At 59.8% G+C, this 25,858-nt stretch carries 22 protein-coding genes and 3 pseudogenes; 17 read left to right on the top strand and 8 right to left on the bottom strand.

Annotated elements, in window-relative coordinates; all coding sequences use genetic code 11:
* Positions 1–78: 78 nt before the first annotated feature.
* The 5 genes and pseudogenes from RHM58_RS06620 (at position 79) to RHM58_RS06600 (ending at position 5,476) form a co-directional block, all read left to right on the top strand.
* Positions 79–1,173, top strand: a complete 1,095-nt coding sequence (locus RHM58_RS06620) for a polyamine ABC transporter substrate-binding protein (RefSeq protein ID WP_201205058.1) — start codon at positions 79–81, stop codon at positions 1,171–1,173.
* A 188-nt stretch (positions 1,174–1,361) separates the two neighbouring features.
* Complete coding sequence (locus RHM58_RS06615; RefSeq protein ID WP_201198689.1) at positions 1,362–2,459, top strand: polyamine ABC transporter substrate-binding protein; 1,098 nt, start codon at positions 1,362–1,364, stop codon at positions 2,457–2,459.
* Between the two features lie 72 nt (positions 2,460–2,531).
* Positions 2,532–3,672: pseudogene (locus RHM58_RS06610) on the top strand (ABC transporter ATP-binding protein).
* Positions 3,673–3,707: 35 nt separating this feature from the next.
* On the top strand, positions 3,708–4,589 hold the full coding sequence (locus RHM58_RS06605; RefSeq protein WP_201205056.1) for an ABC transporter permease subunit: 882 nt from the start codon (positions 3,708–3,710) through the stop codon (positions 4,587–4,589).
* Complete coding sequence (locus tag RHM58_RS06600) at positions 4,586–5,476, top strand: ABC transporter permease subunit (RefSeq protein WP_201256781.1); 891 nt, start codon at positions 4,586–4,588, stop codon at positions 5,474–5,476. The genes RHM58_RS06605 and RHM58_RS06600 overlap by 4 nt, the downstream gene beginning before the upstream one ends.
* Positions 5,477–5,616: 140 nt before the next feature.
* Here the strand turns inward: RHM58_RS06600 and RHM58_RS06595 are convergent, their stop codons facing one another.
* Positions 5,617–6,258, bottom strand: a complete 642-nt coding sequence (locus RHM58_RS06595; protein ID WP_201256780.1) for an HD domain-containing protein — start codon at positions 6,256–6,258, stop codon at positions 5,617–5,619.
* A gap of 360 nt (positions 6,259–6,618) precedes the next feature.
* Between RHM58_RS06595 and RHM58_RS06590 the strand changes: the two genes are divergently transcribed.
* Positions 6,619–7,584, top strand: a complete 966-nt coding sequence (locus tag RHM58_RS06590; protein ID WP_322269913.1) for a GlxA family transcriptional regulator — start codon at positions 6,619–6,621, stop codon at positions 7,582–7,584.
* 158 nt (positions 7,585–7,742) lie between these two features.
* Here the strand turns inward: RHM58_RS06590 and RHM58_RS06585 are convergent, their stop codons facing one another.
* Positions 7,743–8,084, bottom strand: a complete 342-nt coding sequence (locus RHM58_RS06585) for a carboxymuconolactone decarboxylase family protein (protein WP_201256778.1) — start codon at positions 8,082–8,084, stop codon at positions 7,743–7,745.
* Between the two features lie 110 nt (positions 8,085–8,194).
* On the opposite strand from RHM58_RS06585, the gene RHM58_RS06580 reads away from it, so the two are divergent.
* Positions 8,195–9,100 (top strand): AraC family transcriptional regulator, encoded by a 906-nt coding sequence (locus tag RHM58_RS06580; RefSeq protein WP_201256777.1) that lies wholly within the window; start codon positions 8,195–8,197, stop codon positions 9,098–9,100.
* 129 nt (positions 9,101–9,229) lie between these two features.
* On the opposite strand, the gene RHM58_RS06575 is transcribed toward RHM58_RS06580, so the two are convergent.
* Positions 9,230–11,632, bottom strand: coding sequence for a penicillin acylase family protein (locus RHM58_RS06575; RefSeq protein WP_322269912.1), 2,403 nt, complete (start codon positions 11,630–11,632; stop codon positions 9,230–9,232).
* 103 nt (positions 11,633–11,735) lie between these two features.
* Entirely contained in the window at positions 11,736–12,314 is a 579-nt protein-coding gene (locus RHM58_RS06570) for a DUF6436 domain-containing protein (protein WP_201198672.1), read from the bottom strand.
* A 96-nt stretch (positions 12,315–12,410) separates the two neighbouring features.
* Between RHM58_RS06570 and RHM58_RS06565 the strand changes: the two genes are divergently transcribed.
* The gene (locus RHM58_RS06565) at positions 12,411–13,358 is read left to right on the top strand and encodes an alpha/beta hydrolase (protein WP_201198670.1); all 948 of its coding nucleotides are present in this window, start codon (positions 12,411–12,413) and stop codon (positions 13,356–13,358) included.
* Positions 13,359–13,462: 104 nt separating this feature from the next.
* On the opposite strand, the pseudogene RHM58_RS06560 reads toward RHM58_RS06565, so the two are convergent.
* A pseudogene (locus RHM58_RS06560) lies at positions 13,463–14,214 on the bottom strand (DUF2059 domain-containing protein).
* 108 nt (positions 14,215–14,322) lie between these two features.
* Here RHM58_RS06560 and RHM58_RS06555 point away from each other — a divergent pair.
* Positions 14,323–14,955 carry a 2OG-Fe(II) oxygenase gene (locus tag RHM58_RS06555; RefSeq protein WP_201198666.1) on the top strand — a complete coding sequence of 211 codons (633 nt, stop codon included), beginning with the start codon at positions 14,323–14,325 and terminating at the stop codon, positions 14,953–14,955.
* Positions 14,956–14,957: 2 nt separating this feature from the next.
* The gene (locus RHM58_RS06550) at positions 14,958–15,443 is read left to right on the top strand and encodes a DUF523 domain-containing protein (protein WP_322269911.1); all 486 of its coding nucleotides are present in this window, start codon (positions 14,958–14,960) and stop codon (positions 15,441–15,443) included.
* A 142-nt stretch (positions 15,444–15,585) separates the two neighbouring features.
* Here RHM58_RS06550 and RHM58_RS06545 read toward each other — a convergent pair whose 3' ends face one another.
* Positions 15,586–16,173: a transporter substrate-binding domain-containing protein gene (locus RHM58_RS06545; protein ID WP_201256775.1), complete on the bottom strand. Its 588-nt coding sequence runs from the start codon at positions 16,171–16,173 to the stop codon at positions 15,586–15,588.
* Positions 16,174–16,308: 135 nt separating this feature from the next.
* Here RHM58_RS06545 and RHM58_RS06540 point away from each other — a divergent pair, with 135 nt between their 5' ends.
* Positions 16,309–16,734, top strand: a complete 426-nt coding sequence (locus RHM58_RS06540; RefSeq protein WP_201198660.1) for a DUF4399 domain-containing protein — start codon at positions 16,309–16,311, stop codon at positions 16,732–16,734.
* Between the two features lie 62 nt (positions 16,735–16,796).
* On the opposite strand, the gene serA is transcribed toward RHM58_RS06540, so the two are convergent.
* Positions 16,797–18,026: a phosphoglycerate dehydrogenase gene (gene serA, locus RHM58_RS06535; protein ID WP_201198657.1), complete on the bottom strand. Its 1,230-nt coding sequence runs from the start codon at positions 18,024–18,026 to the stop codon at positions 16,797–16,799.
* Between the two features lie 204 nt (positions 18,027–18,230).
* Here serA and RHM58_RS06530 point away from each other — a divergent pair, with 204 nt between their 5' ends.
* The 4 genes from RHM58_RS06530 (at position 18,231) to RHM58_RS06515 (ending at position 22,633) form a co-directional block, all read left to right on the top strand.
* Positions 18,231–19,625 (top strand): FAD-binding oxidoreductase, encoded by a 1,395-nt coding sequence (locus RHM58_RS06530; RefSeq protein ID WP_201198655.1) that lies wholly within the window; start codon positions 18,231–18,233, stop codon positions 19,623–19,625.
* Between the two features lie 37 nt (positions 19,626–19,662).
* Positions 19,663–20,328: a fumarylacetoacetate hydrolase family protein gene (locus RHM58_RS06525; protein ID WP_201198653.1), complete on the top strand. Its 666-nt coding sequence runs from the start codon at positions 19,663–19,665 to the stop codon at positions 20,326–20,328.
* Between the two features lie 273 nt (positions 20,329–20,601).
* Complete coding sequence (locus RHM58_RS06520; RefSeq protein WP_201198651.1) at positions 20,602–21,531, top strand: SdiA-regulated domain-containing protein; 930 nt, start codon at positions 20,602–20,604, stop codon at positions 21,529–21,531.
* 184 nt (positions 21,532–21,715) lie between these two features.
* Positions 21,716–22,633: an SdiA-regulated domain-containing protein gene (locus tag RHM58_RS06515; RefSeq protein WP_201198649.1), complete on the top strand. Its 918-nt coding sequence runs from the start codon at positions 21,716–21,718 to the stop codon at positions 22,631–22,633.
* A 126-nt stretch (positions 22,634–22,759) separates the two neighbouring features.
* Here RHM58_RS06515 and rpiA read toward each other — a convergent pair whose 3' ends face one another.
* Complete coding sequence (rpiA, locus tag RHM58_RS06510) at positions 22,760–23,434, bottom strand: ribose-5-phosphate isomerase RpiA (protein WP_123404076.1); 675 nt, start codon at positions 23,432–23,434, stop codon at positions 22,760–22,762.
* Positions 23,435–23,781: 347 nt separating this feature from the next.
* Here rpiA and ilvA point away from each other — a divergent pair.
* Positions 23,782–25,297 (top strand): annotated as a pseudogene (gene ilvA, locus RHM58_RS06505) (threonine ammonia-lyase, biosynthetic).
* A gap of 39 nt (positions 25,298–25,336) precedes the next feature.
* Complete coding sequence (locus RHM58_RS06500) at positions 25,337–25,762, top strand: DUF2269 family protein (RefSeq protein ID WP_201198643.1); 426 nt, start codon at positions 25,337–25,339, stop codon at positions 25,760–25,762.
* The last annotated feature ends 96 nt before the right edge of the window (positions 25,763–25,858 follow it).

Below are 25,858 nucleotides of genomic sequence, written 5' to 3'. Positions count from 1 at the left end.
TTCGGATGCCCAGTAACAGGCCGCTGAGCACGTGGTTAAAAAGAAAAAATTGGAGCATTACCCATGAAGGCATTAGGTATGAAGATAGCTGGCAAGACCCTCCTCGCCATGTCCCTGATGGGCGTGATGGCGGGTGCAGTACAGGCCGATGACAAGGTGCTGCATATCTACAACTGGTCCGACTACATTGCACCGGACACCATCGCGAACTTCGAGAAAGAGTCCGGGATCAAGGTGGTGTACGACGTTTTCGACAGCAACGAAACCCTGGAAGCCAAGTTGCTGGCAGGCAAGTCCGGCTACGACGTCGTCGTGCCGTCGAACAACTTTCTCGCCAAGCAGATCAAGGCCGGCGTTTACCAGGAGCTGGACAAGTCCAAGCTGTCCAACTACGGCAACCTGAACAAATCGCTGCTCAAAGCGGTTTCCATCAGCGACCCGGACAACAAACACGCCTTCCCTTACATGTGGGGCTCGATCGGTATCGGTTACAACCCCGAGAAGGTCAAGGCTGCACTGGGCGTCGACACAATCGATTCCTGGGACATCCTGTTCAAGCCTGAAAACATCGCCAAGCTCAAAGGCTGCGGTGTGAGCTTCCTCGATTCGCCGACCGAAATGCTGCCAGTCGCGCTGCATTACCTGGGCCTGCCTACCGACAGCCAGAAGAAAGAAGACATCAAGAAAGCCGAAGATCTGTTCCTGAAGATTCGTCCTTCGGTCACTTACTTCCACTCGTCCAAGTACATCTCCGACCTGGCCAACGGCAACATCTGCGTAGCCGTCGGTTACTCGGGTGACGTGCAGCAAGCCAAGTCCCGCGCTGCTGAAGCCGGTGACAAGGTTAAAGTCAGCTACGCCATTCCAAAAGAAGGCGCTGGCAGCTTCTACGACATGGTCGCGATCCCCAAGGATGCGGAAAACGTCGACGGTGCCTACAAGTTCATGAACTACCTGTTGCAGCCGAAAGTGATGGCCGACATCACCAACGCCGTGCGTTTCCCTAACGGTAACGCCGAAGCAACCCAGTACGTGAACAAGGAAATCACTTCGGACCCGGGCATCTACCCGTCCGCCGAAGTGCAGGCCAAGCTGTATGCGATCGCTGACTTGCCAGCGGCCACTCAGCGTGAGCTGACCCGCAGCTGGACCAAGATCAAATCCGGTAAATAAGCCGATTTGAAGCCACATCCTGTTGCCGTTGCCTGCGCGGTGGCGGCAACAGGAATAATTAAATGACAGAAAGTTTTGCTGGAACGGTTTATCGAGGGTAAGTTGCGCGCCGGTTTTGTTGCTGGGCAGCTAAGGCTGTCATGTAACACGGGGCAACTTGGGCCCAACTAATTTTAGAGGACCTCCACTTGCCTATTTTTTCTTTGTTGCGCAATGCCCTGCTGGTCGGCGCCGGACTGACGATTGCCGTCAGTGTCCAGGCTGCGCCCACAGTGCATATTTATAATTGGTCGGATTACATCGCTCCAAACACCTTGGCCGATTTCCAGAAGGCCACCGGCATCAAACCGGTTTACGACGTGTTCGATTCCAACGAAACCCTGGAAGGCAAGTTGCTGGCCGGGCGTACCGGTTATGACGTGGTCGTGCCGTCCAACCACTTCCTCGGCAAGCAGATCAAGGCCGGCGCGTTCCAGAAACTCGACCGCTCGCAACTGACCAACTACGCCAACCTCGACCCGGTGCTGCTCAAGCGCCTGGAACAGAACGATCCGGGCAACCAGTACGCCGTGCCGTACCTGTGGGGCACCAACGGCATCGGTTACAACGTCGACAAGATCAAGGAAGTGCTGGGCGTCGACAAGATCGATTCCTGGAGCGTGCTGTTCGAGCCGGAAAACATCAAGAAGCTGCACAGTTGCGGCGTGGCGTTCCTCGATTCCGCCGATGAAATGATGCCGACAGTCCTCAACTACATGGGCCTGAACGCCAACAGCACCAACCCCGAAGATTACAAAAAGGCCGAAGCCAAGTTGCTCGCGGTGCGGCCTTACGTGACCTACTTCCACTCGTCCAAGTACATCTCGGACCTGGCCAACGGCGACATCTGCATCGCGATCGGGTTCTCCGGTGACATGTTCCAGGCCCGGTCCCGCGCAGCCGAAGCCGGCAAAGGCGTGAAGGTCGCTTACACCATCCCGAAAGAGGGCGGCGCGCTGTGGTTCGACATGCTGGCGATTCCAAAGGATTCGAGCAATGTCAAAGAAGCCCACGCGTTCATCAACTATTTGCTGAAACCTGAGGTGATTGCCCAGGTCAGTGATTCGGTCGGCTATGCCAACCCTAATCCAGGGTCGGACAAACTGATGGAACAGTCCATCCGCACCGACGTAGCGGTTTATCCACCGCAAGCAGTGCTCGACAAGACCTACGTGTCGGTCGAGTTACCACCGAACATTCAACGTTTGATGACCCGCAGCTGGACCAAGGTCAAGTCGGGTAAATAGCTTCAAGGCTCAAACTATCCAAGGTTGGCTCACCTCGAGCGAACTGCACTCTTTTTTCTGGGAGTTTCGTAAATGGCAGTTGCCTCCGGCGCCTATAAGAAAGCCCTCGAGGGCGACCAATCACCTAAACAGGTGTTGGTCAAAATCGACCGGGTCACGAAGAAGTTCGACGAGACGATTGCGGTGGACGATGTGTCCCTGGAAATCAAAAAGGGTGAAATCTTTGCCCTGCTCGGCGGTTCGGGATCGGGCAAATCCACCTTGCTGCGGATGCTCGCAGGGTTCGAACGGCCCACGGAGGGGCGCATTTCCTCGACGGCGTCGACATCACCGAGATGCCGCCGTACGAGCGACCGATCAACATGATGTTCCAGTCCTACGCCTTGTTCCCGCACATGACCGTGGCGCAGAACATCGCCTTCGGCCTCAAGCAGGACAAGATCTCGTCGTCGGAAGTCGATGCCCGCGTAACTGAAATGCTCAAGCTGGTACAGATGAGCCAGTACGCCAAGCGCAAGCCGCATCAGTTGTCCGGTGGCCAGCGTCAGCGTGTAGCCCTGGCGCGTTCGTTGGCCAAGCGGCCGAAGCTGTTGCTGCTCGATGAACCGATGGGTGCACTGGATAAAAAACTCCGTTCGCAGATGCAACTGGAGTTGGTCGAGATCATCGAACGCGTCGGCGTAACCTGCGTCATGGTCACCCACGACCAGGAGGAGGCCATGACCATGGCCGACACCATCGCGATCATGCACCTGGGCTGGATCGCCCAGATCGGCAGCCCGATCGACATCTACGAAACCCCGACCAGCCGTCTGGTCTGCGAGTTCATCGGCAACGTCAACATCTTCGAAGGTGAAGTGATCGACGACGCCGAAGGCCACGCGACCATCACCTGCAAAGACCTGGATTGACCGACTACGTCGGCCACGGCATCAGCACCTCGGTGCAGGACAAGTCCGTTACCTACGCGATTCGCCCGGAAAAACTGCTGGTCACCGCCGAAATGCCGACCTGCCAATACAACTGGTCCAGCGGCAAGGTCCACGACATTGCCTACCTCGGCGGCCATTCGGTGTTCTACGTCGAATTGCCGAGCGGCAAACTGGTGCAGTCGTTCGTTGCCAACGCCGAGCGCCGTGGCCAGCGTCCGACCTGGGGCGATCAGGTCTACGTGTACTGGGAAGACGACAGCGGCGTGGTACTTCGCTCATGAACATGCGCAAACTCAAACGCCGACTCAATCGAATAATTCCCGGTGGCCGCCAACTGGTCATCGGGGTTCCGTTCATCTGGCTGTTCATGTTCTTCATGCTGCCGTTCTTCATCGTCTTGAAGATCAGCTTCGCCGAAGCCGACGTGGCGATCCCGCCGTACACCGAGATCTACAGCTTCGTTGACCAGAAGCTCCAGGTGCTGTTGAACCTGGGCAACTACGCGATGCTCGGCGACGACGAGTTGTACATCGCTGCCTACCTCGGCTCGCTGAAGATGGCGTTTTTCAGCACCATCCTCTGCCTGCTGATTGGCTATCCGATGGCCTACGCCATCGCCAGCGCCCGTAAAGAGCTGCAAACGGTGCTGGTGCTGCTGATCATGATGCCGACCTGGACCGCGATCCTGATCCGCGTTTACGCGTGGATGGGCATCCTCAGCAACAACGGCCTGCTCAACGGTTTCCTGATGAGCATGGGCTGGATCAACGAGCCGTTGCAGATCCTCAACACCAACCTGGCGGTCTACATCGGCGTGGTTTATTCGTACCTGCCGTTCATGATCCTGCCGCTCTACGCCAACTTGGTGAAGCACGACCATAGCCTGCTGGAAGCCGCGTCGGACCTCGGTTCGAGCACCTTCAACAGCTTCTGGAAGATCACTATTCCGCTGTCCAAGAACGGCATCATCGCCGGCTGCATGCTGGTGTTCATTCCGGTGGTGGGCGAGTTCGTGATCCCGGAACTGCTCGGCGGTCCGGAAACCCTGATGATCGGTAAAGTGCTCTGGCAAGAGTTCTTCAACAACCGCGACTGGCCGGTGGCGTCTGCCCTGGCGGTGGTGATGCTGTTGATCCTGATTGTGCCGATCATCCTGTTCAACCGTAGCCAGGCCAAAGAAATGGAGGGCAAAGAATGAAGCGCTTCAGTTTCTCGAGCTTTATGTTGGTGTTCGGTTTGCTGTTCATCTACGCGCCGATGCTGATCTTGGTGATCTACTCGTTCAACGCCTCGAAACTGGTAACGGTTTGGGGCGGCTGGTCGATCAAGTGGTACGTCGGCCTGCTCGACAACACCCAACTGATGGGCTCGGTGATGCGCTCGCTGGAAATCGCCTGCTACACCGCGATTGCGGCGGTGGCGCTGGGCACTCTGGCGGCGTTCGTCCTGACCCGGATCACCCGCTTCAAGGGCCGCACGCTGTTCGGTGGCCTGGTGACTGCGCCGTTGGTGATGCCGGAAGTGATCACCGGTCTGTCGCTGTTGCTGCTGTTCGTGGCCATGGCGCAGATGATCGGTTGGCCGCAGGAACGCGGCATTGTGACGATCTGGATCGCCCACACCACGTTCTGTGCGGCGTATGTGGCGGTGGTGGTCTCGGCGCGCTTGCGTGAGCTGGACCTGTCCATCGAAGAGGCGGCCATGGACCTTGGCGCGCGGCCGTGGAAGGTGTTCATCCTGATCACCATTCCGATGATCGCGCCATCATTGGCGGCGGGCGGGATGATGTCCTTCGCGCTGTCGCTGGATGACCTGGTGCTGGCGAGCTTCGTCTCCGGCCCGGGTTCGACGACCCTGCCGATGGAAGTGTTCTCGGCGGTACGCCTGGGCGTGAAGCCTGAGATCAACGCCGTGGCCAGCCTGATCCTGTTGGCGGTATCGATCGTGACCTTCATGGTCTGGTTCTTCAGCCGCCGTGCCGAGGAAAGCCGCAAGCGGGCGATTCAGCAAGCGATCGAAGAAGGTGCTGCCGATTCCTGGAAGCAACCGGACGTGCGTCGGGCGCAGGCGCCGGAAGCGGCTTAAGCCTGATGCAGGGTTGACCCCATTCTTGTGGTCAACCCGGTTCAAATGTGGGAGCGGGCTTGCTCGCGAAGAGGAGTGTCAGTCGACATCAATGTTGCCTGACACACCGCTTTCGCGAGCAAGCTCGCTCCCACAGTTGTTTATGCAGCCCAAGGGGATTTGCGGATGATCTCGACAAAGTTCATCGGTTTGAACCCCGGCTCGCTGTCCACCAGCACATCCGCATTCACCGTGCCGAACGTGGTGTCCGGCTTGTGTTTGAAGCCATTGGCGAACGCACAGAGAATGCATTCCTTGAAACCTTCGCCACGAGGGTGGGCATGCACCACCGCCTCGCGCTGCTGCGTTGGGAACGCCGCGTAATCGATGCCCAGCACATCCATCTCGACACCCGCTGTGACCAGCGCGACGTTCGGCCGCAGGTGTTGCGGCACGCCCGGAGTGGTGTGCAGCGCAATCGACAACCAGACCTGCTCGATATCGTCATCGCTCAACCCGAACGGCTTGAGGAATGCTTTGGCGGCATTGGCACTGTCGACTTCAAAACGCTCGTTATCACTGCGCTGACCTTCCACCAGACCCAAGTCATGGAACATCGCGCCGACGTACAGCAACTCCGGGTTGTAGGCCAGTTGCTTGCGTTCACCGCTCAAGGCGCCGAACAGAAATACACGGCGCGAGTGGTGATAGAGCAGGTCGGATTCGACGTCGCGGATGTATTCGGTGGTGGCTTTGGCCAACGCGCTGTCGGGGATTTTGATACCGGCAATGATGCTGCTCATAGTGCTTTCCTCATGGGGAACGCCGTGGCGGCGCTGATGGGTAAAGTCTGTGCCTGCACCTGAAACCGGACAATCGATCCATGGCTGCGATCCCGGCCAATGAGCAGGCATATCGCGCCAACCTCGCTTGTTGGGGCTGGATTGGCTAGGGTGAAGCGTTGTCGCGCACTTCAAACAGGTGACTACCTGTGGCGAGGGAGCTTGCTCCCGCTGGGCTGCGAAGCGGCCCCAAAACTGCAACCTGGTTCTGTCAGGCATCTCGCATCCAGAGGTTTTACGACTGCTGCGCAGCCGAACGGGAGCAAGCTCCCTCGCCACAGGTCAGTGTTGATACTTGAAGCCAGAGAGGCGTTTCGAACCATGCAAAAAACCGTCGCCATCGTGGTGTTTTCCGGCGTTCAGTCGCTGGACGTCACCGGGCCCATGGATGTGTTCGCCGAGGCCAATCGTTTTCTGGCGCCGCAGGATCACTATCGGCTGGAAGTGATCGGCGTCGAGCGCGGGATGATGCCGTGTTCCAACGGTTTGTCCTTGAACGCTCACCGGCATTTCAGCGAAGCGCTTGAGGCTTATGACTTGCTGCTGGTGGCCGGTGGGCCGCAATTGCCGTTCATGGATTTTGGCGTGGCGTTCGACGCCTGGCTGCGGGACGCGAGTGCGCGGGCGCAACGCTTTGGTTCGATCTGCAACGGCGCGTTCATGCTCGCCCGGGCCGGTTTGCTCGAAGGACGAACTGTCACAACTCATTGGGGCGACGCAGCTGCGTTGGCGGCGATGTGTCCGTCGACGCAGGTGGAGGCTGATCGTTTGTACGTGCAGGACGGCGAGCTTTACACCTCGGCCGGGGTAACGGCGGGGATTGATTTGTCGCTGTACCTGTTGGGTCTCGATCACGGCCCGGAAGTCGCACTCAGCGTCGCCAAACGCCTGGTCGTGTTCACCCAGCGCTCGGGCGGGCAATCGCAGTTCAGCCCGTTCCTCACACCTCACGCCGAACCGACTTCGGCGGTGGCGCTGGTGCAGCTCTATGTCCTCGCCAACCTCAACGGCGACCTGACCATCGCCGACCTCGCCAACGCCGCCAACATGAGCGCTCGCAACTTTTCCCGGGTGTTCGCCAAGGAAGCGAAAGTGACCCCGGCGGAATTCGTCGAGCGGGCGAGGGTGGATGCGGCGCGGGTGCTGCTGGAAAGTACGCGGTCGCCGCTCAAGACCGTGGCGTATCAATGCGGGTTTCGCGATGCCCAGCACATGCGCAGTGTGTTCAACCGCCGGCTCGGGGTGACACCGCAGCAGTTCAGGCTGAACTTTGCGGCGATGGTCTAGGACGGTTACGAGAAACCATTGTGGCGAGGGGCTTGCCCCCGTTGGAGTGCGCAGTACTCCCAAATCCGATAAACACGGTGTGCCTGATGCAGCCGGGTTTCAGGTTTTGGGGCTGCTCGCAACCCAACGGGGGCAAGCCCCTCGCCACAGGATGTGTGTCAGCCCTTCAACGAGTCATACGCCTCAAGCGTACGCAGCGAGTAGATATACGCCGCGCCGGCATTCAGCGAAATTGCCGTCGCCAGGGTCGCCGCGACTTCTTCGCGACTCGCTCCAGCCTTGATCGCCGCATCGGTATGCGCGGCAATACAGCCATCACAACGAGTAGTAATGGCCACGGCAATGGAGATCAATTCGCGAGTCTTGGCATCCAGCACGTCGTTTTCCGCAGCGGCTTCACCAAGAGCCATGTAGGCCTTGACCATTTTCGGGTTGCTCTTGCCCAGCGCGCCAAACGCTTTCTGAATGGTGGGCAGCAGTTCGGACCAGTTATTGAACATTGCGTTAACTCCTGAGCAGGTTGGGTGTACTGTTTCGACACGTTCAGTCTTGCTCCTTGGCGCGGTTCGGGTTTGTTCGATCCGCTCAGATCTTTCCTCGATGCGCTCAAATGAATCCGATCGATAAACTCATCACGCTGGCCAACGTTCGCGGCAGTCTGGACCTGCGCTGCCAATTCCAGGGCGACTGGGCGCTGGCCCATGGGCAGGAAGCGCTGGGTATGGCGCCTTATCACATCGTATTGGCGGGCGAATGCCGCGTGGAGTTTCCCGACGGCCAGCGTCTGCCGATGCGCGCAGGCGATATCCTGCTGCTGCCCGGCGGCACGCCCCACGTTATCCACAGCCCCGGAAAAACCGTCACCCCGACTGTGCCGAAGATCATCGTCGGTGGTGCGTTGCAGGTGCATCGCATCGGTGGTGCGAGCGCGGATCTGGACATGCTCTGCGGGACCTTCCATTACAACCGCGCTTCCTTGCTGTTTGCCGCGCTGCCCGCGTATTTGGTGATCCCCAGCGGTGCGCTCCCGGCCAATGGGCCGTTGCCGGCGTTGGTCGAGGTGTTGCGCGGTGAGGCGGAGAGCAATCAGGCCGGGGCGAAGTTTTTGCTCGACGCGTTATCGCAGGCGTTGTTCACCCTGATGCTGCGGGCGCATCTGGCGACGTTGGGGCCAGCCAGCGGCACACTGGCGCTACTCGGTGATAAACGCCTGGGCCGCGCCTGGCAGGCGATGCTGGCGGACCCGGCCCATGAGTGGACCATCGAAGGTCTGGCGGAAACGGCGAACATGTCCCGGGCGACGTTCATGCGCGCGTTTGTGAAGGTGGCCGGCGTGTCGCCGTGGGTGTTGCTGACGCAAGTGCGGATGGAGTTGGCGTTCAGTTTGCTGAGCCAATCGCACCTGGGGTTGAGCGATATTGCGCTGCAGGTCGGGTATCAATCACAAGCGGCGTTCAGCAAGAAATTCAAGGAGATTTATGGCGAGGCGCCGGGGAGGGTGCGGCGGGGGATTTAGATTTTGGGGTGTTTGTGCGGGCCTCTTGCGAGCAAGCCCGCTCCCACAGTTGACCGCGTTGTTTGCACGGACACGGTCCGATGTGGGAGCGGGCTTGCTCGCGAAGACGGCAGTCCGAACAACAAAAAACTACCGCGCCGGCAACAGCTTCAACGTACTCCGGGTATTCGCCGTCACTTCTTCATCACTGAAATGCGCCTGCAAATAAACCCCTTCGATATACGCCTCAGCCTGGTCGTCATAGTGGCTGTCGAACGGCACGCCGCTCTGGCCGACCGGGTTGATGGTCAGGCTGTGGGCCGGGTCGGCGAAGTCGATCAGCCGCCGGGTCGACGGGCCATACGTCACTGGCCATGGCGCCGGGCCAATCTTGGCCGAGAGGTTGTTCGGTACTTCGTGGCTGCCGGGAGCGGCGAACGGGCCGACGTTGAAAATCCGGTCCAAAGGCTTCTGCATCCCCAGCGGATGACCGTGGGTCAGCGTGTGCGCCTTGCCCCACTGCCACTGGGTGAAATCAGCACCCAGCGTGGTCTTGAGGTGCGCAATGCTCGCCTGCCACGCGACCTTCACCGTGTCGGCGCGGGTTTCCTTGGCCGGGGTGTTGCGGTTGTCCCACCACGGCGAATCCGGGTTGGCGGCCAGACGCGGCAGCGCGGCGTCGATCACCCGGGTCGAGAGCAGCGTTTCAAAGAAGTCGTTGCCCAGTTCATCGCGCATCGTCGCGTCGGCCAGGTTGTACAGAAACTGGTTGAACACCGTGGCATTGATTGAATCCAGTGGGTAATCGCCTTGCCACTGGGCCAGTTGCTCCACCAGTTTTTGTTCGGCCGGGTCAGTGACCACTTCACGCAATACCGGCAGCAACGGCGCCAGCAAGCGCGGGCCGTAAGCGGTGGTGGTACCCAGTTGCAGCTTCTGGTTGGCGTCGTTGTCCCACTTCACGTTTTTGTCGTTGAGCTGGCGATTGAGCTGTTGACCGCGGTCGGCCAGGTTGTAGTAGCCGGGAATCTCCATGCCGGTGGGCGAGACGGGTTGGAAGTTGGCCGAGACGATATAGCCCCGCGCCGGGTTCTCTTCCTGGGGGTTGGCGCTGAACGGGTAGAAACCTTCCTTGTCCGCCTGACTGGTGCTGCCATCGAGGATGAAGCCCGGTTTCACTCCAGCCGGGCGCTTGGGCAGCAGGGCCGAGGCCCACCAGCCGATATCACCCTTGGCATTGGCGTAGACGATGTTCAACCCCGGCGCCTGAACCTTGGCCGCTGCGGCGCGGGCCTTGGCCAGGGTGTCGGCACGGTTGAGCTGATAGAAGCCTTCGAGAATCGGATTCGGCGTTTCGAGGAACGCCCACCACATGGCGACCGGCGTCTTGCCGGCCGCGGTGCCGAGCACGTCGTTGATGATCGGGCCATGAGGCGACTGACGCAGCGTCAGCGTGACCGGCGCCTGGCCTTTCACGGCGATCTGCTGTTCGGTGCTGACCATGTCCACCCACTTGCCGCGATACCAGACCTGGTTCGGGTTGTCCGGGTTGACCTTCTCGGCGATCAAGTCCAGGTCGTCATTCTGGAACATGGTCAGGCTCCAGCCGAAATCCAGGTTGTGCCCCAGGAACGCGAACGGCACCAACGCCTGATGGTGACCGTAAAGCTCAAAGCCCGGCGCCGACAGTTGCGCCTCGTACCACACCGACGGCACCGAGAAGCGAATGTGCGGGTCACCGGCCAGCAGCGGCTTGCCACTTTTGCTGCGGTTACCGGAAATGACCCAGGCGTTGCTGCCCTCGAACTGCGGCAAACCGTTCTCGGTCATGGCTTGTTCGCTCAGGCGAGCGAGGGCGTTCAGGTCTTTCCAGTCGCTGGCGGCCAGTGCCGGGCCGGGTTTGGCGCGGGCCTTGGCCAACACGCCTTTGGGCTGCCAGTCGAGGTCGAAGATGTTCAGGTAGTCGGGGCCGAGCTGATCGCGGACGTAGGTCAGCAATGGCTCGGTGCGAAACGCGGCGGCAAAGCTGTAGGCCATGTAGCCGGCGACGCTGATGCTGTCTTCGGCGGTGAAGGGGCGTTTGTGGATGCCCAGCACGTCAAACTCTGCGGGTGCAGCGTGGGTGTCCTGATATTGGTTGATCCCGTCCAGATAGGCTTGCAGGGCTTTCCACGCCGGTGACTGACGATCCAGCGCGGCCACATAGCTCTCGGCACGCTCGCGGATGCGCAGGCTGCGGAACAGTTTGTCGGTGTCCACCAGTTTCGGCCCGAGGACTTCCGCCAGTTCGCCACGGGCCAGCCGGCGCATGACCTCCATCTGGAACAAGCGGTCCTGGGCGTGGACGTAGCCGAGGGCGCGGTAGAGGTCGGTTTCGTTGTCGGCGCGGATATGCGGTACGCCGCGCTCGTCGTAGCGCACGGTCACCGAACCTTGCAGGTTGTTCAGCGTCACCTGGCCCTGGCGCGTCGGCTGCTTGCTGTAGATGTAGCCGCCCACGCCGATGGCGAGCGCGACGATCAGCAAGGCAAGTACGGTCAGGACGCGTTTCATGGTGACTCCTTGTTCTTCGAGATTGCCGCCCGTGTGGGCTGCAAACATGTAGCACAGACTTTCTGTGCCGGGCACCCACCGTCCTTGAATAGTCCGGAATGCCTTACTTCACTTCCACCGCCCACGGACAATAGCAACCCACCGCCAGCGTGTGGGTGGCGTTCACCGTGCGGCCTTCGTTCAGCGCTTGCAGGATCGGTTCGATAAAGCTGTTGCTCGAGTTGCAGGTCAGGCCTTCACTGTACGGGCCGAAATACGCGAGCTTGCCGGCGCGGTCCCAGATCGCCACCGCCGGGCTGGCGGGGATCTGCTCGGAGCCGGGCAGTACGGTGATGGTTTTCAGGCTGCTCAAGGTGCTGGGCAACTGGCCGTGGCTGCCGGGTTTTTGTACCGAGTAAAACTCGACGCCCTGCGGTACATAGCGCTCAACCAGTTCGGTGAGGTGCTGTTGATTGCCAACGTTGCACGGGCAGGCCGGGTCCCAGAAATGTACGAGGCGGATGGCGCCGGGGCCGGCGAGGTTGTCGGGCAGGCGCAATGGGTCGCCGGAAAACACCGCCGTGTGCTCGCTGAACGCCCGCAGGTAGCGACCCTGAAACCAATCGTACGCCGCCCACAGCACGCCAGCACACATGAGGGCGAGCAGGCTGGCAAGCAGAGTGGTGCGGTAGGCCGGACGCATGGGTTTCGATCCTCGAAGGTCGGCTAGCTTGCCATGCTTGCCGCGACAGATGAATATCGCAGGCCCATAAAGTCTGTTTCACGTTCTGGAATAACCATGCCTGCCACTTTCACTCCCGATCATTTGCGCGCCGGCCTGCGGCCATTGGCCGAGTGGCAGCCGTTGTCGACTGAGGGCCAGGCCTATCAGACGTTTTATGGGCTGGATTTCCCCGGACGTACGCTGCGCAAGGGGCTCGGTCGTTTCGCGGTCGATGGTTATGAGGTGGTCAGCCAGGTCTGGTGGCCGGCGCGGGCGAAGGCGACGTTGTTCCTGTTTCACGGCTTCTACGATCACACCGGGCTCTATCGGCATGTGATTGAGTGGGCGCTGGATCAGGGGTTTGCGGTGATCGCCTGCGATTTGCCGGGGCATGGCCTGTCCAGCGGCGAGCGCGCGAGCATCAAGGATTTCGCCGAGTATCAGGACACCCTGCAAGGCTTGTTCACTGAAGCGCAGTCGCTGAATTTGCCGCAGCCGTGGCACCTGTGCGGGCAGAGCACTGGCGGGGCGATCGTGATTGATCATGTGCTGAACCAAGGTGCGAACAGTCCGGCTCAGGGTCAGTTGATTTTGCTGTCGCCGCTGGTACGACCGCGAGCCTGGGGTTGGTCGCAGTTGAGCTATTACCTGCTCAAGCCCTTCGTCAAAGGCATTGCCCGGCGTTTCAGCGAGAACTCCAATGACCCGGCGTTCTTGCCATTTCTGCTCGCCGACCCGTTGCAGCCGCTGCGTTTGCCGACGGCGTGGGTGGGCGCGTTGGGACGCTGGATCAAGCGCGTCGAGGCCGCACCGAACAGCCCACGACGGCCGCTGATCGTGCAGGGGCAGGCGGACATGACGGTGGACTGGGAGCACAACCTGGAGGTGTTGAAGGCCAAGTTTGATCGGCCGCAGGTGTTGATGCTGCCTGAGGCGCGGCATCATCTGGCGAACGAGACGCTGGCGTTGCGGGAAGAGTATTTCGGGTTTTTGACGAAGCGGATTAAAGGCCGGAATCTGTAGCGGCTGTTAGGGCCTCTTCGCGGGCAAGCCCGCCCCCACATTTGAAGTGCATTCCAATGTGGGAGCGGGCTTGCCCGCGAAGGCAATCTTCCAAACGCCCAAAATTACTGATTTAAATTCGAGGTGCTTTGCCCCACCGCCAACCCCGCGCGAATCGCCGCCAGCGCTGCCTGGTAATACGCCTTGCCCTCAGCCGATTCGGCAAACGTGGCGAATTCTTCCAGTTCGTTATCCGACAAGTCGCGATAAACGTAGAGCAGCGTGTTGTTGAGGTCGGTGCCAATCTGATCCATCAAGCGCTGGCGCTGACCATTCAACATCCCTGGCGCCTGACCGCCACCGAGCAAACCGGGGATCATCGAACTCAGACTGTCCGCCGCGATGCCGGCAATTGCCAAGGTGACTTCAGCACCTGCCTCGCGGGCCGGTAAGGCTTGGGCCAGATGGCCGATGATCAACAGACGCGTGTCGCTGGCCTCGATCTTGGGCAAGCCCTTGGCGTTTTTCGCCAGTTGATCGCGCCGGGTCGCCAGCAGTTCGGCGGCGACGATTTTCTTGCCCAGTGGAGTTTGAAAGAAAGTCAGGGCCGGTTTCGGGTCGGCCAGAGTCTTGCGCAATTGCGCTTCGGCGCGCTGGTCCATGGCTTGGGGGCGAAGCGCTGGTTGCTGTTGTTCACCAGAGCCTGAAACACCGCTGGCGGCAAGCTGTTCTGGTAGCGCTGCTGAGCGGCCGAGAGTGCGTCGTTGAAATGCGCGCGTTGGTCTGGCCAACCGGCGACCTTGTACAACTGGTCGTGGCCGTCTGCCCAAGCGGGCAAAACACAGAACATCAACAGTGAAAAAAGCAAACGGCGCATAGGGACTCCTGTCAGCAGGCGACTATTCTCCGTGCGGTACAAGAACTTGTCGAGAATTCGTATCAGCCCGCTGCGCGGCTCTGTCGGATTTGCAGGCACAGGAATACTATGCGCGCCATGCAAATACCCTCTGATCACCCGCTGCTGTTACGTATCGTCGACGACTTGGCCGAACGTGGCTGGTCGCGGCAGAATATTTTCCTGCCTCTGGGTCTGACCCGGGAACTGGCGGCTGAGTGCCGTAAACGTGCGGCCGAGGGTGAACTGGCCCCGGCGGCGGTGGGCCGTGGGCCGACTTCAGAGATTCGCGAAGGCATTCGTGGCGACCACATTCAGTGGCTCGAACCCGGTGAAACCGAGGCCTGCGACAGTTATCTGAGTTTGATGGACAGCCTGCGCGAGGCGATGAATCGCGGGTTGTTCCTCGGTCTGGAAGACTTCGAAAGCCACTTCGCCCTGTACCCGCCCGGTGCTTTCTACCTCAAGCATGTGGACCGTTTCCGCGACGACGACCGGCGCATGGTCTCGGCGGTGATCTACCTCAATGACGCCTGGCTGCCCGAGCACGGCGGCGAACTGCGCATGTACCTGGAGGATGGCGTCGAACACAACGTCGTGCCTACTGGTGGCTGCCTGGTGGTATTCCTGTCGGGCGAAGTGCCCCACGAAGTCCTGCCTGCGACCCGGGAGCGCCTGTCGTTGACGGGCTGGTTCCGGCGTCGTGGCAACGAGCCGTTCTGATCATGCAAAAGATTCTGGTCAGCCGCTGCCTGTTGGGCCACCGCGTGCGCTACGACGGCGGGGCCAGTGGGCCGTTTGATTTGCTGGATCAGTGGATCGCCGAAGGCCGGGTCGTGCCGTTGTGCCCGGAAATGGCCGGCGGGTTGCCGACGCCAAGGGCTGCGGCGGAGATTCCGGGCGGGCAGGGTGGTGACGTGCTTGATGGCCGTGCGCCGGTGATCACTACCGAGGGTGAGGACGTCAGCGCGGCGTTTCTTTCGGGGGCTTATCAAGCGTTGGAGCTGGTGCAGAAGCACGGCATCCGGATTGCTGTTTTGAAGGCTAATAGTCCGTCGTGCGGGAATTTGCTGACCTATGACGGGAGCTTCAGTGGGGTGAAGGTCAGTGGCGAAGGGGTGACGACGGCGTTGCTTAAGCGCCATGGAGTCCAAGTTTTCAGCGAACTTGAGTTGCCGCAAGCCGCAGTGGCATTAATCGCGCAAGACTGACGACTTACACAAAACCCCTGTGGGAGCGGGCTTGCTCGCGAAAGCGGTGGATCAGTCAGCATCATCATTGAATGACACACCGCATTCGCGAGCAAGCCCGCTCCCACATTGGATCTCCAGCACTTGATCTATTGCGGGTTAATCAGGGTTTGGGCTCTACGCTCGTATCCGCCCCAAACCACTTCTGCGTCAACGCCTCCAACCGACCATCCGCCTTGATCCGCTGCAACGCGTTGTCGAGGCTGGCGTGGAATGCCGGGTTTCCTTTCTGGAACGGAATCGCCAGGCTCACTGGCTGGCTCGCCTTGGGCGCCTCTTCCTTCAGCGACTGCACCAGCAGCATCGAGCGCGGCGCTTCTTCTTTCTGTGTGATCAATTGCGCATCGGTGTGGCTGTAAGGTTCGCTGAAGTCGAAACGATCCTTCAGATTCGCGGTCACTGCTATGTGGTTGATGGCGACGTCGTACTTGCCGGTTTCAACGCCTGGCAGCAGATCGTTTGACTCAGTGACAACGAAGTCGGCCCGCACATCCAGTTCATTGGCCAGCAACTGACCCAGCTCGACTTCAAACCCTGTGAGTTTGCCGTCGTCCTTGAAATTGAATGGCGGTGTATTGGCTTCCAGGGCAATGCGCAATTCGCCACGGTCGTTAACGTCATCAATCAGTTCGGCATGAGCCAAAGGGCTCAAAAGGGGTAGCAGGCAGATCAGGCCAGGCAAAAAACGCATGGTCACTCCTTTGAATTCATTATCGCGGCGCTCTGGTTCAGGCGCGCTTTGCTATGGTTATTGAGGTCCTTCGACAACGAATAGCCGTGAAGTTGTCACGGCCAAGCGGATTTTACGAAAAAACTGGAGAAGAGAATGCAAACATTCATGTCACGTGCTGTTTTGGCGGCCCTTTTGCTGGGCGCTTCGATGATGGCCAGCGCAGCTACCCCGGCCCCGCAAGGTGCCGCAGTGAACATCGGCTCGCCAACCAGCGGCGAAACTGTTGGCAAGACGTTCAAGGTCAAGTTTGAAGTCAAAGGCGTTGCTCTGGCTCCGGCGGGTGACGCCACTGCGAACACCGGCCACCACCACCTGCTGATCGACGCCAAGGAGGTCATTCCTGCCGGTTCGGTGATCCCGTCAGATGCCAATCATGTGCACTTCGGCAAGGCCCAGACTGAAACCGAGGTGACATTGACCCCAGGCCAGCACACGTTGCAACTCGAACTGGGCGACAAGAACCACATGGCTTTCGATCCGCCAATCGTCTCGGAAAAGATCACCGTGACGGTGAAGTAACTTTTCCGCAGGCATGAAAAAGGGAACCCGAGGGTTCCCTTTTTTTGTCGCTCAAGCAGTTATCAGAACAGTACACGGCAACGAATGGTGCCGTTGATGTGCTGCAGTTTCTCTTGGGCGATTTCCGAGTAGTCGGCGTCTACGTCGATAACCACGTAGCCGACTTTCTCGTTGGTCTGCAGGAACTGACCGGAGATGTTGATACCGTTTTCGGCGAAGACCTTGTTGATCTCGCTCATCACACCCGGAATGTTCTGGTGGATGTGCAGCAGACGGTGCTTGCCAGGGTGAGCCGGCAGGGCCACTTCCGGGAAGTTCACCGACGATACGGACGTACCGTTGTCGCTGTACTTGACCAGTTTTTCTGCCACTTCCAGACCGATGTTGGCTTGCGCTTCAGCGGTGGAACCACCGATGTGCGGGGTCAGGATCACGTTGTCCAGACCACGCAGCGGGCTTTCGAACTCTTCGTCGTTGGAGCGAGGCTCCACCGGGAATACGTCGATGGCCGCGCCGATCAGGTGCTTGTCCTTGATCGCGTCCGCCAGGGCGTCCAGTTCGACCACGGTGCCGCGAGCGGCGTTGATCAGAATGCCGCCCTTCTTGATAGCGCGGATTTCCTTCTCGCCGATCATCCACTGGGTGGCTGCGGTTTCCGGTACGTGCAGGGTGACGATGTCGGACATGCCCAGCAGCTCGGTCAGGTTACCGACCTGAGTCGCGTTGCCCAATGGCAGCTTGGTCACGGTGTCGTAGAAGAACACCTGCATGCCCAGGCCTTCAGCCAGGACCGACAGTTGCGTACCGATCGAGCCGTAACCGACGATGCCGAGCTTCTTGCCACGGATCTCGAAGGAATTGGCCGCGCTCTTGATCCAGCCGCCACGGTGGCAGGAAGCGTTCTTCTCAGGGATGCCGCGCAGCAACAGGATCGCTTCGGCCAGCACCAGCTCGGCAACGGAGCGAGTGTTGGAGTACGGGGCGTTGAACACGGCGATACCGCGTTCGCGGGCAGCGTTCAGGTCAACCTGGTTGGTGCCGATGCAGAAACACCCTACAGCCACGAGCTTCTTCGCGTGATCGAAGATCTCTTCGGTCAGTTGAGTGCGAGAGCGAATGCCGATGAAGTGCGCATCAGCGATCTTTTCCTTCAGCTGGGCTTCCGGCAGAGAACCTGTAAGGTACTCGATGCTGGTGTAGCCAGCCGACTTGAGAACGTCGACAGCCGATTGGTGGACGCCTTCGAGAAGAAGGAACTTGATCTTGCTCTTATCGAGAGAAGTCTTGCTCATCTGCGTAAACCTGTATCCCGGAGAAAATTGGCAGGAAGTAGCCAGCAGATGCTGACCCGGACGGCAACAATGCCGTCACCGCAGAATAGCCTTTGGGCACTACCCTGCGGGGTCGGTATGCTAGCATACGCACCCCGCTAAACACTCATTCCTGCGACGTGAAGCGTTCTCAGGATGACCATGAATTGTTCGAGAGTTCTGTCGATGACCAATCCTTCCCTGATTGAAGAGCTGAAGACCCTGGTTGAGCCTGGCAAGGTCCTGACCGACGCCGACTCCCTGAATGCTTACGGTAAGGATTGGACCAAGCATTTCGCCCCCGCGCCCACCGCCATCGTGTTCCCCAAGACCACCGAGCAGGTCCAGGCCATTGTCCGTTGGGCCAATGAGCACAAGGTCGCGCTGGTGCCGTCCGGTGGGCGCACCGGGTTGTCCGCCGCTGCCGTGGCGGCCAATGGCGAAGTGGTCGTCTCGTTCGACTACATGAACCAGATTCTCGAGGTAAACCTCACCGACCGTACGGCCGTTTGTCAGCCGGGTGTGGTCACTGAGCAGTTGCAGAACAAGGCCGAAGAACACGGGTTGTACTACCCGGTGGACTTCGCTTCGGCAGGTTCGAGCCAGATTGGCGGTAATATCGGCACCAATGCCGGCGGGATCAAGGTTATTCGCTACGGCATGACCCGCAACTGGGTGGCCGGCATGAAAGTCGTCACCGGCAAGGGTGATCTGCTGGAGCTCAATCGCGACCTGATCAAGAACGCCACCGGCTACGACCTGCGCCAGCTGTTCATCGGCGCCGAAGGCACCCTCGGTTTTGTGGTCGAAGCGACCATGCGTCTGGACCGTGCGCCGAAAAACCTCACCGCGATGGTCCTCGGCACCACCGATTTCGACTCGATCATGCCGGTACTGCACGCGTTCCAGAGCAAACTGGACCTGACCGCGTTCGAATTCTTCTCCGACAAAGCCCTGGCCAAGGTCATGGGCCGCGGCGATGTGCCGGCACCGTTCGAAACCGATTGCCCGTTCTACGCGCTGCTGGAATTCGAAGCGACCACCGAAGAAGTGGCCAACCATGCCCTGGAAACTTTCGAACATTGCGTCGAGCAGGGCTGGGTGCTGGACGGCGTGATGAGCCAGAGCGAAACCCAGTTGCAGAACCTCTGGAAGCTGCGCGAATACATCTCCGAAACGATCTCCCACTGGACGCCGTACAAGAACGACATTTCGGTCACCGTATCGAAAGTCCCGGCGTTCCTGAAGGAAATCGACGCGATCGTCGGCGAACATTACCCGGACTTCGAAATCGTCTGGTTCGGCCACATCGGCGACGGCAACCTGCACTTGAACATCCTCAAGCCGGATAACCTGAGCAAGGACGAGTTCTTTGCCAAGTGCGCTACGGTGAACAAGTGGGTATTCGAAACCGTCGAGAAGTACAACGGTTCGATTTCCGCCGAGCACGGCGTGGGCATGACCAAGCGTGACTACTTGACCTACAGCCGTTCCCCGGTTGAGATCGAGTACATGAAAGCCGTCAAGGCTGTGTTCGACCCGAACGGCATCATGAACCCGGGCAAGATCTTCGCGGTGTGATCCGCGAGTTTTAAGAATCCACGAGCAGGAGTCGGTAATGAGCTATCAGCACCAGTATGTCGACGGTACGCGTATTCACTTCCCGCTCGGGAAAGTGGTGTGCATCGGCCGCAACTACGCCGAACACGCTAAGGAACTGGACAATCCGGTGCCTACCGAGCCGTTGCTGTTCATCAAGCCGGGCAGTTGCGTGGTGCCGCTGGAAGGCGGTTTTGCCATTCCGACCGAGCGTGGCTCGGTGCACTACGAAGCGGAAATCGCTGTGTTGATCGGCAAGCCGCTGTCGACCAAGCCGAGCCGTGAAGAAGTGCTCGACGCGATCTCCGGTTTCGCTCCGGCCCTGGACCTGACCCTGCGGGACAAACAGGCCGAGCTGAAATCCAAGGGCTTGCCGTGGGAAGTCGCCAAGTCCTTCGACGGCGCGGCGGTGATTGCCCCGTTCGTGTCTGGCAGCACCTTTGCCGACCTGACCGATATCGGCATTCGCCTGACCATCAACGGCGAAGTGCGCCAGGATGGCAACAGCAAGGACATGCTCAACCCGATCGTGCCGATGATTCAGTACATGGCTGGCTGCTTCTCGCTGCAGGCGGGTGACGTGATTCTGACCGGCACCCCGGTGGGTGTTGGCCCGCTGAATGTCGGTGACGACCTGGTGCTGGAACTGGCCGGTGCGAGCAGCTTCACCAGCAGCGTCCGCTAACTGCAACACCGCTGAACCCCTGTGGGAGCGGGCTTGCTCGCGAAAGCGGTGTGTCATTCAACGACGATGTTGACTGATCCACCGCTTTCGCGAGCAAGCCCGCTCCCACATTGGTTTTGTGATCCTGCCCGCAAACTGCATCTGCCCACACAAGGCTTTCCAGCCATTTTCCGTTTTTTTCACATCCTGTCTGGAAAATCCGGGACTCTTGGCGGCTGAGCCTGCCCGTTTGTGCTATTACCTCTAGCCTGAATTTCTGGAACGCATCCCCTGATGGCAACGCAACCGCTCCCGCCCCTGCAAACTCCTCGTCGTCCACGATTCCTCATGCGCTGGTATTACTGGCTGTTGCTGGCTGCGGCGGCGGGCTATGGCCTCGCGTTCGCGATGCATTGGGACAACCGCGCTGTGCATTGGGTCAAGGAGAGCTTCGAAAGCCCGGCCGAACGCCAGCAAAGTGTCTGGCTGCCGGATTATCGGGCGGTGATCGACGCCAAACTGCTGCCGGGCATGGAAAAGGACGAAGCTTCGGACCTGTCCTACGACCCGCAGACAAAAACCCTGTTTTCGGTCATGGGCAAGAACCCGTTCCTGGTCGAGTTGACGTTGCAGGGCGATGTGCTGCGCAAGATGCCGCTGGTGGGTTGGGTCAATCCGGAAGGTGTGACGGTCATGGGCAACGGTCTGCTGGCCATCACCGATGAGCGAGAGCACATGCTGTCCATCATCAAGGTCGATGCCACTACCCGCGAACTGAACCGCGACAACTTCCCGAAATACGATCTGGGCCCGTCAAAAGACCAGAACAAGGCCTTCGAAGCCGTTGCCTGGGACCCGCGCAATCAGCAGCTTTTGCTGGGTGAAGAGCGTCCGCCAGCACTGTTCCGCTGGAAGAGCGACGGCAGCCAGAGCCTTAAGGGCGACAAAGAGAAACTGATTAATAACGATCTGGACATCCGTAACCTGTCGGCCTTGACCATCGACCCGCGCACTGGTCACACCCTGGTGCTGTCCGCCGACTCGCACCTGCTGATTGAGTTGGACGAGAAGGGCGATCAGGTCAGCTTCATGACCCTGCTGGGCGGTTTCAACGGCTTGAAGAAGACCATTCCCCGCGCCGAGGGCGTGGCCATGGACGAAGCGGGCACGCTGTACATGGTCAGTGAGCCGAACCTGTTCTATCGCTTCGAAAAGCAAAAGTAACCACATTCCCCCCGCCCTGCGGGAAACACCTGTAGGAGTCCGGCTTGCCGGCGAAGGCGTCCTTGAGATCGCCATCGCGAGCAAGCTCGCTCCCACGGTTGTGGTTCAAGGCTACTGGCCATTAAGCTTGAATTCAGACGGCCGTGATATTTCATCCGCCCGCCCTGTTTTCGAGCTTGCCTGAATGCGTCGACTTGCCCGCCCCAAACCCCTGATTTTGATTCTGTCGGTGATTGCGCTGAGCGTGCTCGTCGCGGTGGGCCAGTACTTGCGTCTGTTCGAACGTGCCTGGTTCAACCTTCAGACGGTCTGGCTGCCGGAAAATGCCCAGTCGATTGGCCTCGACCAGTATCAAGTCGTGGTCGAGGCGCACGTCATTGACGGGTTGAACGACGACGTCTCGGCACTGACCTACGATCCTGTGCGCAAAAGCCTGTTCACCGTGACCAACAAAAACGCCGAGCTGATCGAGCTGTCCCTGGACGGCAAGATCCTGCGGCGGGTGGCGCTGATCGGCTTCGGTGACCCGGAGGCGGTGGAGTTCATCAGCGTCGATACCTACGTGGTGACCGATGAGCGCCAGCAGCGGCTGATCAAGATTCATCTGGAGAAGGACACGACGTTCCTCGATGCCGCGGACGCCGAGCAAATGACCCTTGGCGTGCACATGAGCGGCAACAAGGGCTTTGAAGGGTTGGCTTATGACTCGGTGGGCAAGCGGCTGTTTGTCGCCAAGGAGCGCGACCCGATGCTGATCTACGAAGTGCAGGGCTTCCCGCATTACAACCCGGAGAAATCCTACGCCGTACACGTCGTCAACAACCCCAAGCGCGATGCCGGGATGTTTGTGCGAGACCTGTCGAGCCTGCAATACGATGAGCGCAGCGGCCACCTGATGGCGCTGTCCGATGAGTCACGGCTGATTCTGGAATTGGATATCGACGGCCGGCCGCTGAGTACGATGTCACTGAACAGTGGGCGCCAGGGCCTGCAAAAGACCGTGCCGCAGGCGGAAGGGATCGCGATGGACGACGACGGCACCTTGTACCTCGTCAGCGAACCGAACCTGTTCTACACCTTCAAAAAACCGACAAAACCCTAACAATCACCACAAACCCAATGTGGGAGCGGGCTTGCTCGCGAAAGCGGTTTGTCAGTCGACATCTCTATCGACTGACACGGCCTCTTCGCGAGCAAGCCCGCTCCCACATTGGGATCTGTGTATGGCTTATTCAGCGCGCAGGGTTTTTACGCCTTCGCTCGTGCCCAACAACAGCAAATCTGCCGGACGCGCCGCGAACAAACCGTTGGTCACCACGCCGACGATCGCATTGATCTGCGTTTCCAGCTCTACCGGGTTGGTGATTTGCATGTTGAACACGTCGAGGATGATGTTGCCGTTGTCAGTCAGCACGCCCTCACGGTAAACCGGGTCGCCGCCCAGTTTCACCAGCTCGCGGGCCACGTGGCTGCGGGCCATCGGGATCACTTCCACCGGCAGCGGGAACGCGCCGAGTACCGGCACCAGTTTGCTGCCATCGGCGATGCAGATGAAGGTCTTGGCCACGGCCGCAACGATCTTCTCGCGGGTCAGGGCGGCGCCGCCACCCTTGATCAGGTTCAGGTGTTCGTCGCTTTCGTCGGCGCCGTCGACGTAGAACTCCAGGTCGCTGACGGTGTTCAGCTCATACACCGGAATGCCGTGGCCCTTGAGGCGGGCGGCGGTGGCTTCGGAACTGGCGACCGCGCCATCGAAAGCGCCCTTGTGCTTGGCCAGTGCATCAATGAAGCAGTTGGCGGTGGAGCCGGTGCCGACACCGACGACGCTCTTGTCGTCGAGTTTCGGAAGGATGAAGTCGACGGCGGCCTGAGCCACTGCCTGTTTGAGTTGATCCTGGGTCATGCGGGCTCCGAAGCGGGCAAGGAGGGAACGGAAAGGCCGGCATTATAGGCTTCGGGGCGGTGAAGGTCATTGCCCGATTGGCGGGATGGAGATGAGGCGGTCGGCGCAGATCCCTGTGGCGAGGGAGCTTGCCCCCGTTGGAGTGCGAAGCGCTCCCCAGCATTCTTCCAGGTACATCAAATTAGTAGGTTTTACGACTGCTTCGCAGCCGAACGGGGGCAAGCCCCCTCGCCACAATGGATCGACGGTGTCCCCGAAGGATAAAACCACCTGTTTAGTGTGGTCGCTCAGGTAAAAGCCGGGTTAGACTCCTTGGCCCTGCCCAACCCGCTCAGTGATGCTTTCCGATGCTCGAACAGTACGTCAAAAAGATCCTCACCTCGCGCGTTTATGACGTTGCCGTAGAAACCCCATTGCAGACTGCTCGCCAGCTCTCCGAGCGGCTGGGCAACAATATTTGGCTCAAGCGCGAAGACTTGCAGCCGGTGTTTTCGTTCAAAATTCGCGGCGCCTACAACAAGCTGACCCAACTGAGCGATGAAGAACGCGCTCGTGGTGTGGTCACCGCATCGGCGGGCAACCACGCGCAAGGTCTGGCCCTGGCGGCCAAGGTGTTGGGCGTCAAAGCGACCATCGTCATGCCCAAGACCACTCCCGAAATCAAAGTCGAAGGCGTGCGTTCCCGTGGCGGCAAAGTGGTGCTGCACGGTGATTCGTTCCCGGAGGCCCTGGCCTACTCGCTGAAACTGGTCGACGAAAAAGGCTACGTCTACATCCACCCGTACGACGATCCCCACACCATTGCCGGGCAGGGCACGGTGGCGATGGAGATTCTGCGCCAGCACCCTGGTCGTCTGGATGCGATTTTCGTCCCGGTGGGCGGCGGCGGCTTGATCGCCGGTATCGCGGCCTACGTGAAATACCTGCGCCCTGAAATCAAAATCATCGGCGTCGAGCCGGATGACTCCAACTGCTTGCAAGCCGCTATGGCCGCTGGCGAGCGGGTGATTCTGCCGACTGTGGGCATCTTTGCCGACGGCGTGGCGGTGGCCCAGATCGGTAAGCACACCTTCGATATCTGCAAAGACTACGTCGATGATGTGATCACCGTCAGTACCGATGAAATCTGCGCGGCGATCAAGGATATCTACGACGATACCCGCTCGATCACCGAGCCTGCCGGCGCGCTTGGCGTGGCCGGGATCAAGAAATACGTCGAGCTGAACGGCGTCACCGGGCACACCTTCGTGGCCATCGACTCCGGCGCCAACGTCAACTTCGACCGCCTGCGCCACGTGGCCGAACGCGCCGAACTGGCCGGCGCGGCCGAGGCACTCTCCCGTGACCATCCCCGAGAAGCCGGGCAGCTTCAAGGCGTTCTGCGAGGCGATTGGCAAGCGCCAGATCACCGAATTCAACTACCGCTACAACACCGGCAGCGAAGCGCACATCTTCGTCGGTGTGCAGACGCACCCGGAAACCGATCCGCGCAGTGCGCTGATCGCCAGCCTGAGCGAGCAGGGCTTCCGCGGCATGCTCGACCTGACCGACAACGAACTGGCCAAGTTGCACATCCGCCACATGGTTGGTGGTCGCGCGGCGCATGTGGTTGATGAAGTGATTCTGCGGTTCGAATTCCCGGAGCGTCCGGGAGCGCTGTTCAACTTCCTCAACAAACTGGGCGGGCGCTGGAACATCTCGATGTTCCACTACCGCAACCACGGAGCGGCGGATGGCCGTGTGGTCGCCGGCCTGCAAGTCCCGCATGACGAACGTCATCTGGTGCCGGCAGCGCTGGAAGAAATCGGTTACCCGTACTGGGACGAAAGCGACAACCCGGCCTATAAGCTGTTTCTCGGCTGAGCGGCTACGCTGATGGGCAAGTCATAAGGAAATCGAACAATGGAAACGTTAACCGCCCTGAAAATGGCTCATATGGTGGCAACGGTGTTGCTGCTGGCCAGTGCCTTGGGTCTGGCGATCTGGGTCGGGCTTGCACGGCGCAAGGGCGACGCAACGGCGGGAAGTCGCACGTTGCAGCGGCCCCGGGTGTTCGTTTGGCTGCTGATGGGCCTGGCGTTGCTGAGCATGCCGTTCACGGGGTGGTGGATGGTGCATCTGGTGGGTTGGCCGCTGGGGCAGACCTGGATTCTGGCGTCGAGCGTGCTCTACACCGTGGCGGCGCTGGCGTGGTTCTGGCTGCTGGTGCGCCTCAACAAACTGCGCAAGGCGCCGGGTGGCGTGGGTAAATTTACCTTTGCCTTGGCGTTGTTCAGTTTTGTCTGCTTTATCGCGATTGCGGGGTTGATGGGCGCCAAGCCGGTTTAAGGCGTTGGGCCGCGTTGACCCCATCGCGAGCAAGCTCGCTCCCACAGGGGATTTGTGTCGATCACAACATTGTGGCCTTTCACAAATCCTGTGGGA

The sequence above is a fragment of the Pseudomonas sp. 10S4 genome (genome assembly GCF_034344865.1).
Classification (GTDB): domain Bacteria; phylum Pseudomonadota; class Gammaproteobacteria; order Pseudomonadales; family Pseudomonadaceae; genus Aquipseudomonas.
This window is presented reverse-complemented; position numbering and strand designations above follow the sequence as displayed.

Coding starts and splice junctions, on each gene's coding strand:
- RHM58_RS06620 (WP_201205058.1), top strand. CDS start 79: ATGAAGATAGCTGGCAAGACCCTCCTCGCCATGTCCCTGATGGGCGTG.
- RHM58_RS06600 (WP_201256781.1), top strand. CDS start 4,586: ATGAAGCGCTTCAGTTTCTCGAGCTTTATGTTGGTGTTCGGTTTGCTG.
- RHM58_RS06595 (WP_201256780.1), bottom strand. CDS start 6,258: ATGAGCAGCATCATTGCCGGTATCAAAATCCCCGACAGCGCGTTGGCC.
- RHM58_RS06590 (WP_322269913.1), top strand. CDS start 6,619: ATGCAAAAAACCGTCGCCATCGTGGTGTTTTCCGGCGTTCAGTCGCTG.
- RHM58_RS06585 (WP_201256778.1), bottom strand. CDS start 8,084: ATGTTCAATAACTGGTCCGAACTGCTGCCCACCATTCAGAAAGCGTTT.
- RHM58_RS06580 (WP_201256777.1), top strand. CDS start 8,195: ATGAATCCGATCGATAAACTCATCACGCTGGCCAACGTTCGCGGCAGT.
- RHM58_RS06575 (WP_322269912.1), bottom strand. CDS start 11,632: ATGAAACGCGTCCTGACCGTACTTGCCTTGCTGATCGTCGCGCTCGCC.
- RHM58_RS06570 (WP_201198672.1), bottom strand. CDS start 12,314: ATGCGTCCGGCCTACCGCACCACTCTGCTTGCCAGCCTGCTCGCCCTC.
- RHM58_RS06565 (WP_201198670.1), top strand. CDS start 12,411: ATGCCTGCCACTTTCACTCCCGATCATTTGCGCGCCGGCCTGCGGCCA.
- RHM58_RS06555 (WP_201198666.1), top strand. CDS start 14,323: ATGCGCGCCATGCAAATACCCTCTGATCACCCGCTGCTGTTACGTATC.
- RHM58_RS06550 (WP_322269911.1), top strand. CDS start 14,958: ATGCAAAAGATTCTGGTCAGCCGCTGCCTGTTGGGCCACCGCGTGCGC.
- RHM58_RS06545 (WP_201256775.1), bottom strand. CDS start 16,173: ATGCGTTTTTTGCCTGGCCTGATCTGCCTGCTACCCCTTTTGAGCCCT.
- RHM58_RS06540 (WP_201198660.1), top strand. CDS start 16,309: ATGCAAACATTCATGTCACGTGCTGTTTTGGCGGCCCTTTTGCTGGGC.
- serA (WP_201198657.1), bottom strand. CDS start 18,026: ATGAGCAAGACTTCTCTCGATAAGAGCAAGATCAAGTTCCTTCTTCTC.
- RHM58_RS06530 (WP_201198655.1), top strand. CDS start 18,231: ATGACCAATCCTTCCCTGATTGAAGAGCTGAAGACCCTGGTTGAGCCT.
- RHM58_RS06525 (WP_201198653.1), top strand. CDS start 19,663: ATGAGCTATCAGCACCAGTATGTCGACGGTACGCGTATTCACTTCCCG.
- RHM58_RS06520 (WP_201198651.1), top strand. CDS start 20,602: ATGGCAACGCAACCGCTCCCGCCCCTGCAAACTCCTCGTCGTCCACGA.
- RHM58_RS06515 (WP_201198649.1), top strand. CDS start 21,716: ATGCGTCGACTTGCCCGCCCCAAACCCCTGATTTTGATTCTGTCGGTG.
- rpiA (WP_123404076.1), bottom strand. CDS start 23,434: ATGACCCAGGATCAACTCAAACAGGCAGTGGCTCAGGCCGCCGTCGAC.
- RHM58_RS06500 (WP_201198643.1), top strand. CDS start 25,337: ATGGAAACGTTAACCGCCCTGAAAATGGCTCATATGGTGGCAACGGTG.